This is a genomic window from Betaproteobacteria bacterium (assembly GCA_016713305.1).
Taxonomy (GTDB): domain Bacteria; phylum Pseudomonadota; class Gammaproteobacteria; order Burkholderiales.
Map to the genome: position 1 here is coordinate 303,749 of JADJPK010000009.1, position 18,403 is coordinate 322,151.

Sequence of the window (18,403 nt, forward strand, 5' to 3'; positions counted from 1 at the left end):
TCCGATCCTGCACGTGAACGACGCGGACAACCGCCTCGATATCCAGGCCCCGCCCTGGCCAACGGCGACTCCGTCATCTACCGCGTGCGCGGCGGCACCGCGATCGGCGGGCTTGCGGATGGAAATCTCTACTTCGTGCACGAGGTGCAGGACGACGACGGCAACCGCGTGGGCCTGTCGCTTCACGCCAACCGGGCGGACGCTCTCGCGAACGCCAACGCCATCGACATCGCGCCGTCCACGAACCCGCTGGGGCGGCATTTCCTCGAAGCCACGTATGTCGTGGATCCGGCCACGGCGGTCACGGGCGGTGCCATCGCCTTCGGTGCGCTGGCGCGTCCCTTCGACACTGTCGTCTACCACAACGGCGGCGGCCAGAGCATCGGCGGCCTGGTGGACGACGCCGCGTACTACGTGTTCACGCTGGACGGGAACACGGCGATTCTGCTGAATACCCTGGACCTGTCGGATTCGGTCCAGCTGGACGCGTCGGTGGCCGCGGGCACCCAGCATCGCTTCGAACGCGTGCAGCTCGACTCGGTCGACGAGGACAACCTGCCCGACATCCGCATGGGCGCGGCCGCTGCCATCGCCGTGAGCGCCGCGCGGCCGGTCAGCGAAGCCTCCATCGGCTCGGGCGCCACGATCGAGGCGAATGCCGTCAGCGTCGTCGCGAACATGAACTTCAACGCGGATGCCGATGCCGACGCAACCGCCATCGACGGTCCCGCCGCGGTCGGGGCAGCGCTCGCCGGGGGCTATTCCGAAGGCCGCCACATTGCGGAGATCGGCAAGGCGGCCACGGTCACCGCCAGCACGCTGTCGCTCCTGGCTTTGGGCCAGGAGGGCGTGGCCTTCGACTACGACGCCAACGCCGCCAGCGGTGCGCTGGCCCTGGGCGGAAACGTGGCCGGATCGCTCGCCGTCAACGCCATGCGCAATTACACGGCGGTCCGCGTGGGCGAGGACGCCATCGTGACCGTCGACGGGCAGCTGGACCTGCTCGCCAACGTGGTCCGCACCGATCTCGGATTCCTGGACAGCAACCGCGTGCGCTCGGAGGCCACGGCCGGCGAGGCGGCCATCGCGGGCCTGGCGGCGGCAGGCGCGGCGGGCGCGGGTGCCATCACGCTGGAAGGCGACATCAACGAGGCCTCCATCGGCAAGGGGGCCGTGGTCAACGCGCCCGATGGCGTTGAAGTCCGGGCGAGCACCAATCACGAGTTCGACAGTCTGGGCATCGGCGGCTCGGCGAGCCTCGTCTTCGCGGCCTCGATCGGCGCCGCGTTCAACTACACCAACAGCGAAGCCCTGGCCCGGGTCGACGGTTCGGTCAACACGGACGGGGACCTCAACGTCATCGCCTCGACGGGCAACGAGTATGCGCCGGAGGCCCTGGGGCTGGCAGCGGCCGGCCTGGTCGCCATCGGCGGCTCGGTCGAGGCCAACGTGATCCAGAACACCACCCGCGCGGCCATCGGTGGCGGGACGATCGGGGCGAACAGCGTGACGGTCTCGGCCACCGACACGTCGACGTTGAGCACGGACACGGGAACACTGGCGGCGAGCGGTCTCGTCGCCGCAGGCGGCGCCGTGGGCGCCAACGTCCTGCACAACACGGTGGAGGCCTACATCGGCGACGCCGAAGTCACCACGGCAGGCGGGAGCGTCTCGGTCACGGCCTCGTCCGGGAACGAACTCGACGCCCTGGCGCTGGGCGCGTCGCTCGCCGGCCTCGTGGCCGGCGTGGGCACGCTGACCTACAACGACATCGCCACGCTCACCGGTGCCTCCCTGCGCAAGGACGCGGTCGTCGAGTCCGCAGGCAGCGTGAACGTCACGGCCAGCGATTCGAGCACGCTGCAGGCGAACAGCGGCGGCCTGGCAGTGAGTCTGGGCGCGGGCGTGGGCGCGTCGTTCGCAGTGAACAAGCTCGCGAATACGGTCGAAGCCTACAGCGACGAGGCGGACGTGACTGTCGCCGAAGGATTCCTCGAACTGAATGCGGACTCGTCGAACGACGTCGACGCCTCGGCCCTGGCCTTCAGCATCAGCGGTCTGGTGGGCGGCTACGGCACCGTCAGCGACAACACGGATTCGACCAGCACCACCGCCACGATTCGCAACGGCGGCCTCATCGAGGCTCCCGTGGTGCGTCTGCGCGCGCGGGACGACTCCCTGCTGGATGCGGACGGGGGCGGTCTGGCGGTGAGCCTGAACGCCGGCGCCGGGGCGACGCTGTCGCGCAACACCATGACCACGAAAGTGGAGGCCGGCATCGGCGCGGCCACCGTGGAAACCACGGGCGGCAACGTCGACATCCTCGCCGTCTCGAGCCACGACGTGGACGCCCTGGGCATCGGTTTCTCGCTCGCGGGCGCCATCGGCGGCGTGGGCACGGCGTCGATGAACGAAATCACCGACACGACGCGCGCCTTCATCGACGATGACGCCACCGTGACCTCCGGCGGCGCGGTGCTGGTGGTTTCACTGGACGACTCGTCCTTCGACGCCGACGCGGGCGGCGTGGGCGCCGGCGCCATCGTCGGTGCCGGCCTGTCGTTCGCCTCCACCAAGGTCGTCAACACGGTGGAATCCATCATCACGGGCGAGGACACGGAGGTGGCAACCGAGACCTCCGTGAGCGTGCACGCCACCCTCTCCCCTTCTGCGGGGGCCACGGCCACCGGCTTCAGCGTGAGCGCCTTTGCATCCGCGAGCGGCGCGGTATCCATCGCCGAGTCCGGCGGGAAGGCCAACGCCGCGATCACGGGCAAGGCGAAGGTTTCGGGCGGGCCCGTCTCCATCCGCGCCACCGCGGATCCGACGCTGACCGCGAGTTCCGGCGGCCTGTCGGCCTCGGCGTTCGCCGCCGCCGGAGTGATGATTTCCGAGACGCTCGCCGGCCACAGCGCCTTCGCCGAAGCCAACGGCAGCATCACCGCGAGCCAGCTCGACGTCGTGGCGACCGCCACGCGCACGGGCAGCGCGGACACCAACTTCTTCGGCATCTCCATCCAGTCCGGCGAGGTGGGATTCGAGGCCGAAGAGGCCCGCGGCAACACCGAGGCGTTCATCGGTACCGATGCCGACATCGACATCCTCGGCAACGGCAGCGTCAACGTGAGCGCCACCTCCAACGACACGTCCGACCCGAACATCGTCGACGTGGGTGCCGGCGTGCTCACCATCGGTGCCCAGGCCACGCTGGCACGTGCCGAATCGAACACGCGCGCCCGGGTCGCCGGCCGCGTCAATGCCCGCAGCGGATCCGTGTCCTCCACGGCCAACAAGACCGCCTCGGCGACCACGAACATTTTCGCCATCAACCTGCTCACGTTGAACGGCGTGGGCCTCTCCGGCGTCCTCGATTTCCTGCCGGACGTGCTGCCGATCCCGATCGGCACGCCGGCGGACACGGATGCCCGCGCGACCATCCGCGGCACCAACGAGGCCTATCTGGCGCAGGGTGCCGACGTCACGACGGCGAACGCGTTCAGCCTCACGGCCACGTCGTCCAACAACGCGGTCGCCAACAACCTTTCCGCCGGCCTCACGCTCGTGAACGTGGCGGACACCGCCTCCACGGCCCTCGTCGAAGGCCAGACCCGCGTCCACATCGACCAGGGCGCGTCCATGAACGTGGGTTCGTTCACGAGCATCGCCGACGCCGACAGCGATGCCGTCGCGGGAGCCGAGTACGGCGGCGCCAGCGCGGTCAACGTGCAGATCGCCGAGGTCACCGCCCGCACGGACCACAAGGTCGAGGCCTTCGTCGGGCCCGACAGCGGCGTGCAGCCCGACAACACGCTCACCGGGACACTGCGCGTCGGCAGCGGCGGCATGAACCTGCAGGCGAAGTCCGCCAACACGGCGACCGTGCCCCAGGTCAACGTGGACATGAGCGCGGTGACGGTGGAGAAGCTGAAGCCCGTGGCGGATGCCGGCGGCGCGACCCGGGCGCACCTCGGCGGCAACTTCGACATCTTCGCCTCGGACGTGCGGGCCACCGCCAACTCGACCAACAGCGCGCGCGCCGAAGCAGTCGCCTTCGAGCTGAACCTGGTCGACATCGACCTGAACGAGCGCACGGTGGGGACGAGCCACACGACCGAAACCTTCCTCGGTCCGAACGCCATGCTGGACGTGACCGGCGGCAGCATCACGCTGGACGCGGACTCGTCGAACAACGCCGTGATCGACCAGATCTCCCCGCTCGATCTTGGTGCCGTCGACCTCAATTTCGTGACGTCCACGGCGACCGCCGGGGGAACGACCCGGTCGTTCGTCGACGAGGGCGGCACGATCACTGCCACCGGCGGTCTCGCCGCCACCGCGGATTCGGACAACGACGCGCGGGTGCTGCGCTTCCAGTTCGGGGCCTCGCTCTTCTCCCTCAACGAGGCGAGCCCCACGGCGAAGACGGATCACCGGACCGCCGCCTACGTCGGGCCCGCCGCGGGGGTCGAGCCGGCCAAGGACGTCTCCGGGACGATCAAGCTGGGCGGTGGCCTGGACCTCGATGCCCGGTCGACGAACGACGCCTCGATCGACGACGTGAACATCCAGATGAGCGGCGTGAGCGTCGATCTGGTCAAGCCCGTGATCACGACGGGCGGCTCCACCCGCACCCACGTGGGCGGCGCCTATGCCGTGAGCACCACGGGCGTGACGGGAGAAGCCGTCGCCACCAATCAGGCCGGCTCCACCACGGTGCCCATCAAGCTGGGGCTGGTGGACGTGACCGAGGTCCGCACGGAGGTGAAGACCGACCACGCGGCCGAGGCCTTCGTCTCGCGAAATGCCGACTTCGACGTGAACGGCGGCGGCATCTCGCTCACTGCCTCGCAGGACAACACGGCCGATCTCGACCGGTTCGAGTTCGGTGTCTCGTTCGTGGGCGTGAACACCTTCAAGCCCGTGCAGGAGACCGCCGGTGTCACCCGTGCCTTCGTCGAGGAAGGGGCGGTGGTCGAGGCAAGCAGCCTCGCGCTCGACGCGGCCGCCGAGAACACGGTCGACAGCAATTCCACGATCGTCACGCTTGCGGCCGTGAGCTTCAGCACCATCCGCCCCACACTGCACAACACGCACGTGGTCGAGACCTACATCGGCCCGCGTGCAGGAGCCGCCTCCACCGGCGCGGTGGGCAGCATCAACGTGAGCGGCGCACTGACGCTGAATGCCCACCAGTCTGGCACCGGCAACACGGTAAGCCTGGACGCGATCTCGCTGTCCTTCGGCCTGGTGAACGGCGACTCCGTGCGGCCGGACATCGTCGCCGGGGGCAAGACGCAGTCCTATCTGGGCGGCCGGTTCGCCATCAACGCGGGCTCGACCAGCGTCTCGGCGCGCTCGCCCAACAACACGGCGAGCAGCTCCGCGTTCTCGCTCGACGTGGGCCTGGTGAACGCCGGAGGCGGTACCACGCCGGTCGAGGTGAACCACCAGACGTCGGCCTACATCGCGGACGGAGCTGACCTCGACTTCACCGGCGGCGGCATCGGCTTCACGGCGGAATCCACCAGCGCGGCCGACGCCAGCAGCTTCAGCGTCGACATCGGTCTCGTCGACGTCGTGGATCTGGATGCCCGCGCCACGGTCAACAGCAGCACCCGCTCCTTCGTGGGTGCCAACGCGCGCGTGGACGCGACCGGCAGCCTGTCCTTCACCGCGCGTTCGCTGGGCAGCAGCGCCACCGCGGCCCTGTCCTCCGTGGGCGTGGCCCTGGTCGATGCCCCAGCGCTCACGCCCACGGCCATCTCCGAACAGACGGTCGAGGCCTTCCTCGCGGGAGGGGCCACCGTCAACGCAGGCAACATCTCCCTCAGCAGTTTCCACTCGTCCCGTGCGGACGCCGATGTCGATACGGTGTCCATCGGCCTCGTCACCATCGGCGACGTCACGCCGACCGCCCGGGTGCGCGACAACGTGCGCGCGTTCGTCGACGCGGCCGTCACCAGCGCGGCGCTCGCCCTGACGGCCACCGCCGTGCGGACGAGCGACACGAATGCGAACATCGTCTCGGTCGGCCTCGGAGCGGGAGCCGGCGCAGACCCCACGGCCGAGACGCGTGGCGACACGCAGGTCTATTTCGGCTCCGGATCGAGCGTCACGGCCACGGGCAACGTCACCGCCAACGCGACGGCGACCAACCGTGCGGAGGCAGAAGGCGACGTCGGCGCCGGTGGCGGCTTCGCCGATGGCCAGCTCGACGCCACGGTCACCCTGACCGGCGGCACCACGGCCTACGTGAATGCCGGCGCGCGGATTCTCCAGGCCGGCAACTTCCAGTTGCGCAGCCTCGCCGCCAACACGGCCCGGGCCGACGCGGCCACAGGATCGGGCGGATTCGCCGCCGTGCAGGGCACGCAGTCCACCGCCACCGTGACGCCCACGGTCGAGGCGGTGATCGACAACAACGTGGTCATGCAGAACGTCGGCGGCAGCGTGACGCTCCACGCGGAGTCGGTCCGCGCCGAGGGCGACGCGATCGCCAGCGCCTCCGGCGGCGGCTTCGTGGAAGTGGGTGCCGCCAACAGCGACTCGACGGTGACCCCGACGGTCAACGCGTACATCGACCGCGGCACGACCATCGACGCGGCCGGTTCCGTCACCGTGGAGGCGCTGGCCCGCAGCCAGCCGGCCGCCGCGCTGGACGACACGTTCGATCCGGACGCGCAGACGGTCAGCGCGGACTCGATCACGTTCACCTCCCACGGGTTGTCCAACGGCGACCGCGTGACCTACGACCCGAACGGCAACCCGGCCATCGCCACCGCCGACGGCGGGACGCTCTCGAGCTCGCGCGAATACAGCGTGATCGCCACGGGCGAGGACACGCTGCAGCTCGGCGCGGTGTTCGGCGCGGGAGCCGCGAACACCGGCAATCCGCTGGCTTCAGTGGCCGGCGTGGACGATGCGAGGGACCGCCTGCGCTTTGCCGTCGCGCACGGGTTCCTCACCGGTGACGCCGTCAAGTACACGCAGGATGGCGTGTCGATCAGCACCGATCTCAATGGTGCGGGCACCTATTTCGTCCGCAAGCTCGACGACTACACCGTCAAGCTCTACACGACCCGCAACGAGGCACTGGCCGCGGGCGCCTTCGCCGACGACCTGTTCCTGCCGTCGCTGGCCGTGAATTCCGCCACCGACCGCATCACCGTGGCGGGCAGCGGCTTCAGCGAGAACCAGCGCATCACCTATCAGGCGGCCCCCGCGGGCGAGTTCACGAGCGAGCAGGTGGACCTGAACGTGGTGGGCGGGGTGGGCACCCCGACGGACAACAACCAGTTCTACATCGCGTCGCACGGCTTCGGCACGGGCAACCGCGTGATCTACCGGGTCGAGCCCGACGGCACGGCCATCGGGGGGCTCACCTCCGGCACTGCGTACTTCGTCATCGTGATCGACGCGAATCACATCCAGCTCGCCGCGACCCGGGACGCCGCCGACCCCGACGACGGCGACGACGACGTGCCGGTCACCCCCATCGCGCTCTCTCCGGACAAGAGCTCCCCGGCGAACCAGCAGCGGCACCAGCTCGTCCGCGAATCCGTGGGCGGCCTGCAGGACGGTGTCACCTACTACGCCCGCAACGTCTCCGGCGATTCGTTCCAGCTCGCGACGGCTTTCAACGGCTCACCGATCACCAATCTCGACGGCAGCGGCCGGGTCGGCGTGCACCGCTTCTCCCGGCCCGGCGTGGATCTGACACCCGGCACCGGCACGCACTCGCTGCGGTTCGACCTGACCTCCGCTCCCGGCGCGAACCACCTGCTGCTGGGACCCGGCGGCGTGTCGCTGCGCGAACTTTCGCCTCCGGCCGGCGACGGCAAGAGCGCGTCGTCCGCCCGCGGCGGTGGCGGCGGCTTCATCGCCGTGGGTCATCCCGATTCGAACCTGCAGGTCACGCAGAACGTGCAGGCGTACATCGCCCCTGCCCTGCTGGAAGCCGGCGGCAACGTGTCGGTCTTCTCGTCCTCGTCGCTCAACACCTCCTCCCTCGCCAGCAACGGCGGTGGCGGCTTCATCGCGGTGGGCGACTCCAGTGCGCGTGGTGACCACTCGCACAACAACCGCGCGTTCATCGGCACCAACGACGGCGGCAACATCGACGGCAGTGGCGTGGTGGTCCGCGCAGCAGGTCACCTGAGCGTGGTGGCGGAATCGTCGTTCGACTCGAAGATCACGTCGAACAGCGATGCGGGCGGCTTCGTGGCAGACGTGAACGCCGCTTCGCGTGGCGGACTCATCGACGAGACGCAGGCCGTGGCAGGCAGCAATGCGGATGTCGAGGCGCGCAGCGTCGCGATGCGTTCGCAGTGGTCGCACCTGCAGTTCACGTACGACTCCGACGCCTCCGCCGGCGGGCTCTTCGGCGACGCCGGCGCGGAGTCGACAGGCCAGGTCAACCCCCACGCGACCACGGCGGTGCGGGGAGGCGCGCGGGTCACCGGATTCGAAGGGGTCGACCTGCGGGCCCGCCTCGACAACTCGGACATCGACCAGGACATCAGTGCGGCCTTCGTCGGCCTCGGTGGCTCCAGTGCAGACGATGAAGCCACCTACTCGCCCCAGACTCTCGTCGACGCCGATCCCGGTGCGACCGTCTCCGCCGGTCCGCGACTCTTCCCCGTGGCCGGTGTACCTCCCGCCGATGTCACGCCGCTCCAGCAGCCCGCAGGCTTCGACCGCCTGGCGCTCTTCGTCGAGATCGACGCCGAGGACGGCACGCGGGACATCGACTGGGACTCCAACGTGGTGCTGCTGTCCGGCCCCAGCCCCAACCTGATCGTGGGCCCGGACGGCCGCATCGTGAAGGCGATCAACGTGAGCGTGGCCGGCGTGGGCAGCGCCATCGGCAGCTTCGTGGACCCGGACGCCAACGGCAACTTCTTCGTCGACCCCATCATCAACGACAACGACCGCGGTCAGGCGCTGTTCCGGGCGAACGACGCGTCCACGAACGGCACGATCGAGACGGCGCTCGCCAACGGCCCGCTGTTCACGTTCCGCGAGACCTACCAGAAGGTGGACATCCTCAACCAGTCGGCCCTGGACATGAACATCCAGGACATCGAGGTGGTGAACACCTTCCTCGTGTCCGCCCAGGACGAAGTGATCATCGAGGTCGACCGGGTCAACGCCTTCGAATTCGACGTCAACCACGACTTCAAGCCGACGCCCATCACCATCAGCAACACGATCGAGACCAACGGAACCTCGCCCGACATCACGTTCTTCGGCGTGGTCAACAACCCGATCGGCATGACGAACGTCTTCAACGCCCGCGGCGACATCCTGTCCAGCCTGCCAGGCAGCGGGGAGTTCCCGCCGCCCCCCGGACTCATCCGCACGGACAGCTTCCGCATCAACGCCGTGCTGGGCCACGTGGGAAGGAGCGATTCGCAGCGGCTGCGGCTGGAGATCGTCGAGAGCAACGACGGCCCGACGGGCGCCGACCGGTATCGCACCTCCGACGCCGGCCAGCGCAACTTCATGGAACTGCGCGGTCTGCTGCGCCGGGCGCTGACGGGCGCCGAACCGACGACCGGCTTCAACGTGGACGTGGAGCGCATCAAGTCGGGCAACTTGCGCTCGACCGACGTGAACCTGGAACTGCTGAACGGCCTCTCGCAGCCGACCGTGGTGCCCGGACCGTACCGGGTCGAGGTCTTCGAGCCCGCGGGCATCGTCAACCTGTTCGCCACGCCGGTGGGCGCCACGAGCGCGCCCAACCGGACCACGACGGTCACGGACCACTTCACGACCTCCCCCGGCAGCGTGCCGACGGTCTTCCCGCGCGGCGTGTGGGGCGCAGGCACGGGCATGGTGGAGGTCCGCTACGTGGTCGGCGAAGCGCTGGACGCGGACCGCCGCATCATCAGCGGCGCGAACATCGACGTGGTGGGCCTATACCCCGAACCGGCAGGGCTGCCTTTCATCAACTTCCTGGCGTGGACCGACCTGGGCGACACCAATCCCGTCGGGCTGGGCAACATCGACATCAGGACCAACGGCAACATCACCGTCACCGAGGAACTGGGCGATTTCCGCATCGGCCTCATCGAGTCCACGCGCCGCAACGTCGTGCTCACGGGCCGCCACGCGGACATCATCGATTCGCCCAACGAAGAGGAGTTCAGCGGGACCACGGCGGACGTCGTGGGCATCAACCTCACCTTCTCCGCCCCGGAAGGCCACGTGGGCACGTTCGAGAATCCGCTGGAGATCAACTCGTCGAACGTCAGCATCGGCGCGGTCAAGGCAGACGCGGAACTGGACATCGTGCTGGTCGAGATCGCCGACCTCAACGTGGACCGCATCCGCTCCGAATCGGGCGACGTGTCGCTGCTGGCCCTGGACGGCAGCATCCTCGACTACTTCGACGACACGGCCGCCGACGTGATCGGCGTGAACCAGTTCCTGACCGCGCAGGGTCAGACCATCGGGCAGTCGGACAACGATCTGGACATCGATTCCTCCACCGTCCGTCCCGGTCGACTGGTGGCCCGGGCCAACAACAGCGCCTACATCACCGAGACCGACAGTTCGCTCAACGTGCAGAGCGTGTTCGTGCCGGGCGGGCCGATCCGCCTCACGGTGACGGACACGGCCGCCACCGACGAGGACTTCATCCTCATGGAAGGCGGCCTCATCTTCAGCAACGAGACGAACATCACCCTGAACGTGGGCGACGACGTCGACACGCGGCTGGGCAGCGCCATGTTCGCGGCGCAGGAGATCTTCATCAACGGCGACGCCGGCAACGCCGACATCGGCCTGGGCTCGCGCATCGTGCTGCGGGGCGCGACCCTCGCGGACCGTCTCACGATCACGACGCTGCGCGACGACGACGAGGTCCGCATCGAAAACAACGCCACGCAGACGCGCATCCTCACCTCCGACGGCGACGACCTGATCTTCGGGTCCGACGCCGGCAGCGACGACCCCGATCTGCTGGACGCGGTGTACTTCGGCGACTTCATCGATGCCGGCCCGGGCAACGACCGCGTGTTCGGCCTGGGCGGCGCGGACGTCATCCTCGCAGGGGACGGTGCGGACATCATCGAAGGCGGCGCCCACGGCGACCTGATCCGGGGAGGCCGGGGCGATGACGAGCTGCGCGGCGGCCTGGGCAACGACCGCATCGAGGGCGGCGACGGACACGACGACATCGACGGCGGACGCGGCGGCGACCAGATCCTCGGCGAAGAGGGCGACGACGAGATCGACGCCGGCGGCGGCACCCTCAACATCATCGACGGCGGTGCAGGCGACGACGTGATCCGCGGATCCGACGAAGGGGCCGACGGCATCCTCGGCGGGGATGGCCGCGACACGATCTTCGGCTTCGCCGGCAACGACGTCCTGGTCGGCGGCGCCGGCAACGACAGCATCGACGGCGGCGCGGGCGACGACTTCATCCAGGGCAGCAGCGGTGCCGACGTGCTCGTCGGCGGCGCGAACAACGACCAGCTCTTCGGCGACGACAACGTCGCCGGCGACGACAACGCGGTGGACTACCTGTGGGGCGACTTCGGCACCGGCCTGAACGAGGCCGGCTCGGGACGCGACCGCCTCGACGGCCAGGGCGGCAACGACGTCCTGTACGGCGAAGGCGACGACGACCAGATCAACGATGTGCTGGGCGCCTCCAACCTCGTAGTTGCCGGCACGGGCGACGATCCTTCCACGATCGTGCTCGCGCCGGTCACGCCCAACCCGGTACCCCTCGCTTCGACCGACGATCCGGCCGCGGTCGACACGCTGCCCATCGGCGCGATCTACTCCGGCTGGTGGGCGGAGATCGCCGGTTCGGCGACGAACAACGGACTGTCCGGTGGCGTGGGGGCCGCGCTCGACACGGCCGTGACCGTGGATGCCGCCGGCACGCGCTACGCCGCGTGGGCGGATTCGCGCAACGGCAACTACGAAATCTATGTCGCCCGCCAGACCTCGGCCGGCTGGCAGATGCTGGGCGGTTCCGCCGCGGGCGGCGGCGTCAGCGATTCCCTGACCGATTCGCGCCGTCCGGCGCTGGCGGTCATCAACGGCCGGGTCACCGTGGTCTGGACCGAAGCCACGGCCAACGGCACCGACATCATGGGCGCGCAGTTCGACGCCGGGACCGACACCTGGGTCACGCTGGGCAATTCCCTGCTGCCGGGCGGCATCAGCAACACGGCCCGCGCCGACCAGGCGCAGATCGTCATCGCCGGCAACCGTCTGGTCGTCTCGTGGATCGACACAAGCGTCGTGTCGTCGGTGTACGCACGCCAGTTCGACGGCGCCTCGTGGGTGGAGGTCACGCCCGGCTCCGCGACGGGCATGGGCATCACGCAGTGGCAGCCGGGCGTGGCGGAGTACGACCTCGCCACGGACGGAACCAATCTCGCCGTGACCTGGAGCAGCGGCTTCGGCGACACTGTCGACATCTACGCCCGGGTTCGCTCGGGGGCGACGTGGGTCGGCCTGGGAAGCTCGGCCGCCGGCACGGGACTGTCCGACACGGTCACGGAAAGCCGCGAACCCGACGCGGCCTGGCTGGACGGCCGGCTGTACGTGGCCTACCGCGAGCGCGTGAACGATTTCGAGCAGATCCACGTGAAGACCTTCGACGGTTCCAAGTGGGTCAGCGCCGGCATCGACGGCGCCGTGGGCAACGGGGTCAGCAACGCGAACCGCCGGTCTCTCGATCCGAAACTGGAATCGGGCGGCGGGCAGATGTTCCTGGCCTGGGTGGACCACGACGACGCAGACTACGCCGATCCCGACGCGCGCATCTACGCGAAGCGCTGGAACGGCACGCGGTTCGTCGAAACGCTGCCCGGCGACGCCAGCGGCGGCGGCATCAGCGCCACCGGCGGCAAGCTCTCGGCCCTGGATCTGGCTGTGGGCGCGAACGGTCTGCCCACCGTGGGCTGGACCGACGATTCCTCCGGCTTGCCGCAGGCGTATCTGCGGACCGTCACGGACCTTCCGGGCCAGGTGTTCCTCGCGACCTCCGCCTCGGGCGTGCAGGCAATCCTCGACGCCCAGACCCTCGGCGAAGGTGACGTGATCGTCCTCGCCCCCGGGTTGTACGCGGGCTTCACCGTGAGTGCGGCCGACGCCGGCGTCACGATTCTCGGCGCCCAGGGCGGAACCTCCGTCATCAACGGGGCAGTGCAGGTCCGCACCACGGCCACGCTCCAGCGCCTGAACCTGGCCGGCGCCGTGACCCTCACCGCCGATGCGGACGGCGCGGCGCTGGTCGACAACGCCATCGACGCGGGGGTCGTGATCAACGGCGCCGCCAAGGTGCAGGTCCTGCACAACCGCTTCAAGGGGACCGAAGGCATCCGCATCGCGACGGCGTCCTCCGGACTCATCGCGCACAACGACATCGCCGCGACCGGCGTCGGGCTCGCCATCGACGGCGCGTTCGACGGCACCATCGAAGACAACGACATCCACGGCGCCTCCCTGGGTGTGCGCTACGCGGCGGGCGCCCGGCTCTCGGACAACCGCATCTTCGGCAACGTGACCGGGATCCGCTCCACCGTGAGCGGCGAGACGCAGGGGCTCGGCTTCATCGTCGGCAGCACCGCCAACGACATCTCGTCCAACGTGACGGGTCTGCAACTGGTGGACGCCTCGGCCCAGGGCCAGCACATCTTCGGCAACCAGCGCGGCGTCGCGGGCAGCGGTGTCCTCGGCGGCGCGAGCCTGGACGCCGGCAACCTGATCGAGGACAACGGCACCGGCGTGTTCCGCTTCGACGGCACGATCCGCAACAACCGCATCGGCGGGAACGACACGGCCATCGACGCCGCGAGCGGCAGCCGCATCCAGGGCAACCAGATCTACCGCAGCAAGATGGGCGTGCTGATCGACGGCCAGTCGGACGTGCGCATCGAGGGCAACACGATGGTGACCCCCGCCGGCACCCTCGTGCGGCTCGTCAACGGCGCTTCCGACGTGGAGGTGCTGCGCAACACGCTGTGGACGGAGGACGGTTACGACCTGTTCGTCGCCAACGACTCGCAGTCGGGCTTCTTCTCCGACTTCAACAACCTGTACGCCACCGGTACCGGCAAGGTCGGCTTCTGGACGCGCGACTTCACCGACGTGCTGGACTGGCAGGCCGACATCGCCCGCTTCGATCTGCACTCCGTCGGCGCCACGGTCGTCAATCCGGAGTGGGCGCGCCCGCGCTTCACCGACCCGCACGACGACGGCTACGCACTCTTCCCCATGTTCGGCACGCAGCGCTTCACCTCGCCGATGCAGACGCCTGCGACCGGCGTCCCGCACATCGCCCTGCGCTCGCCGGATCTCTACGTGGATGCCATCCGCAACAAGCCGCTGGCCATCCGCTGGGAAAGCTTCAACAACACGGCGGGTTCGCCCGTGCGCATCGATCTGTACCGCGACACCGCCGACGGCCCTGCGTTCGTCACCACGATCGTCGCGTCCACCGCGGACGACGGGGAGTTCCTCTGGACGCCTTCGGCGAACGGCGTTCCGTTCGGCACCAAGGGCCTGCGCATCCAGATTTCGTGGGTTGCCAATCCGGTGGTCATGGACCGCAGCCAGGAACCCTTCACCGTGCCGGAGGACGGCACGCAGTACTGGGTGGACGACCATTCCAACGCCAACGACGAATACACGCCCGCGGGCATCGGCGACAACCGCAATACCGGCAAGACGGCCGCGGCACCCAAGCCTTACGCCACCAACCTGCTGCGCGTTTACGACGTCGGGCCCGGCGCCACGATCTTCGTCGACACGGGCGCCTACTCTATGATCGACCCGGTGGCCGTCTCCGGCACCACCGATCTGGGGCTCGGCCGGGATCAGGGATTCCTGCTCACCGGACCCACCAGCGCCCTGCGCGTGGCGGAACTGTTCCCGGCCATTCCCGGTGACCGCACCCGCCCGCTGATCGAGCTGAACGACGCCGACGGCGTGGAGGTGGCGCACCTCACCCTGCGCGACGCGCAGCGCGGCCTGTATGCGCACGGCGGCTCCGACGACCTGTCGGCGCACGACCTCATCACGTTCGGCCACGCGCTGGACGGCATCCGTCTCGAAACGAACTCGGCGGGCAACGCATTCTTCGATCTCACGTCCCACGGCAACGGCGGCGCCGGTATCGCGATCGAAGGTGCGGCCGGATCGCTGACCTCCTCGCTGGCCTACGAGAACCGCGGCGGCGGCATCGTGCTGCGCGGCCCGATCGACGAGGTGCTGAAGAACACCGCCCGCGACAACACCGGGGACGGCATGTCCGTTCGCGATTCCGGCGAGTCCGTCATCCAGGGCAACGCCAGCTTCCGCAACACCCGCGGCATGCGCATCGACAATGCCTCCGGCGGCGTGGCCACCGTGGGAGACAAGTCGCTGGCCGCCGGCACGGCGAACCTGATCTGGAACAACGTGACCCTCGGCGCGCAGATCTCCGGCAACGTCGTCTTCGCGGGCAACAGCATTGCGGATCAGACCGGCCTGGTGTCCATCGGACTCGTCGCGGGCCAGGGTTCCACGGCGATGTCCAACCTCATCCGCGGCAACACCATCGGCGTGGACGCGAAGGACGCGCTGCTGCAAGGCAACCGCGTGTACGGCAACGCGGCGCTGGGCATCCGTGCCGAATCGAGCGACGTGCTCCAGAACGTGGTGTACTCCGCCGGTGTAGGCGTCCAGTTGAACGGCGCCGGCAGCCGCGCGCGCAACAACCTGGTCTACGACACCGACACCGCGGCCCTGGTGCTGTCCGGCGCCCCCGGCGCGGAGATCGTGAACAACACGCTCTACGTTCCGGCCGGCGACGCGATGCGCATCGAGAACGCGTCCACCGGGGCGAACCTGCGCAACAACATCGTCTGGGCAGACAACGGCTACGGCATCCGCGTCTCCGCCGATTCCCAGACCGGCTTCGCCTCCGACAACAACGTGTTCTTCCGCGGCCTGTTCGGCACCGGCAACGTGGGCTTCTGGAACGGCGCCGACCGCGGCAGCTTCTTCCAGTGGCGCGCGGCGTCCGGCACCGACACCGACAGCATCTTCGCCAGTCCGCTGTTCGTGGACGCAGACGGCGCGGACGGCGTGCTGGGCTTCTCGGCCGGCGTGAGCGACGGACGCGACGACGACTTCCACGTCCGCAGCCAGACCGGCAGCTTCCATGGCGGATCGCTCGCGCCCGTGGAAGGGCTGTCGCTGCCGGGCATTCCCGGCCGGCCCATCGCCGCCACCGCCGTCCTGACCCCCGATGCCCAGCAGTCCCCGGCCATCGACCGGGGCGACGAAGGCGATGCCTTCGCCCTGGAACCCGCCCCCAACGGCGGCTTTGTCAACGTGGGGGCGTACGGCAACACGGCCCAGGCCTCGCTGAGCCCCGCGCAGTTCGTGATCGTGATGGCACCCAACGGCGGCGAATCGATCCGCCAGCTCCAGACCTTCGACGTGCGCTGGCGCACCGGCGGCTTCGCCGGCCCGGTGGACATCAGCGTGTCTTCCACCGGCGCGGGCGGCCCCTACACCGCCATCGCCACCGGCGAGACCAACGACGGCCACTTCGACTGGACCATCGACCCGGACGTCTTCCCGGCGGGCACGAACTACTTCGTGCGCGTGAACGAGAGCGCCAACCCTGCGAATGCAGACCGCACGGATGTCGCCTTCACCGTCCTGCACGCACCGCTCGTCGTGACGGCCTTCACACCCGACGTCTCCGGCTACTCGGTCCGGTTCAATCGCGAGTTCGATCCGTCCGTGCTCAATCTGTACGACGGAGCGGGCGGCGGTTTCGGCGCGGCGGACATGCTGCTGCGGCTGGGCTCGACGACGGTGCGCGGGTCCGTGTTCCTCGACGCCGACGGCAAGGGCTTCTCGTTCGTCAAGACGGGAACAGGGCTGACGGCCGGCAACTACACGCTGCGGATCGAAAGCGGCGCCCTCGCCCTAGTGGATCTCGAAGGCGTGAGCCTCGATGGCAATCTCGACGGCACGACCGGAGACGCCTATCAGACCGCCTTCGCCGTGGCGGCACCGACGGCCCGGATCTCCATCGCCGACTTCGTCCGCGGTCCCGAGCAGGGTGCCAACGTTTCCGGCACCACGGGCGGCGTGCCCGTGCGGATCACCGGCGCGGGGAATTTCACGCAGGCGGAGTTCGAGCTGCACTACGACCCGTCCATGCTGACGATCACCGGCGTGCAGGACCCGGACGGCGGCACGGCGACCGTGGACCTGAGCGTGGCCGGCATCGCCAAGGTGAAGGTGGCCTTCGCCGTGGCAGTCAGCGGAGCCGACCGGGAAATCGTGCGCCTCCTGGGCGACGTGCCCGCGACGGCGCCCTACACAGCCAAGGAACGCCTCGATCTGCGCAACGTGTCGGTGGACGGCGGTGCCGCGCAGGCCGACGACGGCGTGCACGTGGTTGCGTATCTCGGCGACACCACGGGCAACGCGCGCTACTCCTCCCTGGACGCCCAGCGCATCCAGCGCAACGTGGTGCGGCTCGACTCCGGCTTCAGCGCCTATCCGCTGGCCGACCCGGTGCTCATCGGCGACGTGAGCGGCAACGGGCAGCTTGCCTCCGCCGACGCGCTGCTGATCCAGCGCCGCGTGCTGGGAATCCCCGTGCCGCAACTGCCGCCGCTGCCGGCAACCCCGCCCGCGGTGTTCCGCAGCGGGCCGGATCCGCTCGTGTCTCTGGGCACGACCCGGAGCACGCTGGCGGGTGGAACGGTCACCGTCCCGGTCAACCTCGATACGGCCGCAGGACTGGAGTCGGCGGAACTCAAGCTGCGCTTCGATCCGGACGTGCTGGAAGTCCAGGCGGTCCGCCGCGGATCCCTCACCTCCGGCTTCGAGTGGTTCCTCACGCCGCAGTCGCCCGGCTTGCTGGTGCTCGATGCGGCCGCCATCCAGGCGCTGTCGGGCGGCACCGGCACGCTGATGGAAGTCGACTTCCGCGTGAAGCCCGGCACCGCGCCCGGAAGCTACGCGGTGGATCTGGAGTGGGCAAGCCTGAACGAAGACGGACTCACGCTGAACCCCGCTCCGCAAGCCGGGGCAGATCCGACGGACACGTCCATCGTGGTGACGGCACCGCCGAAGCCGCGGCTCCCGGCCGCCGCCTGGACGTTGCCAGCCAACGCCCTGATCGATGCCCTCCACGGCGTTCCGCTCCCCGCCATCCCCGGCGCCGACCGGATCGTGAAGCTCGATCCGCCGGGAACGGGCGCGAACCTTCCGGCGATCGGTTCACCGGCCGGCCAGAGCGACACCGCGGACGACGATCGCCCCTCGTCCAAGCTGCGCCTCGCCACGCTGCTGCAGAGCCTGGCACGGCTCACGGCGAAGATGCGCTGAAACCCATGACACGAAACCCAAGACAGGCGTACGC

1 protein-coding gene is annotated in these 18,403 nt (G+C 69.3%); it reads left to right on the forward strand.

All coding sequences use genetic code 11. From position 1 onward, the window contains the following. The first annotated feature begins 135 nt into the window (after positions 1 to 135). Positions 136 to 18,369 carry a right-handed parallel beta-helix repeat-containing protein gene (locus IPK20_13575; GenBank protein ID MBK8017635.1) on the forward strand — a complete coding sequence of 6,078 codons (18,234 nt, stop codon included), beginning with the start codon at positions 136 to 138 and terminating at the stop codon, positions 18,367 to 18,369. Positions 18,370 to 18,403: the final 34 nt, after the last annotated feature.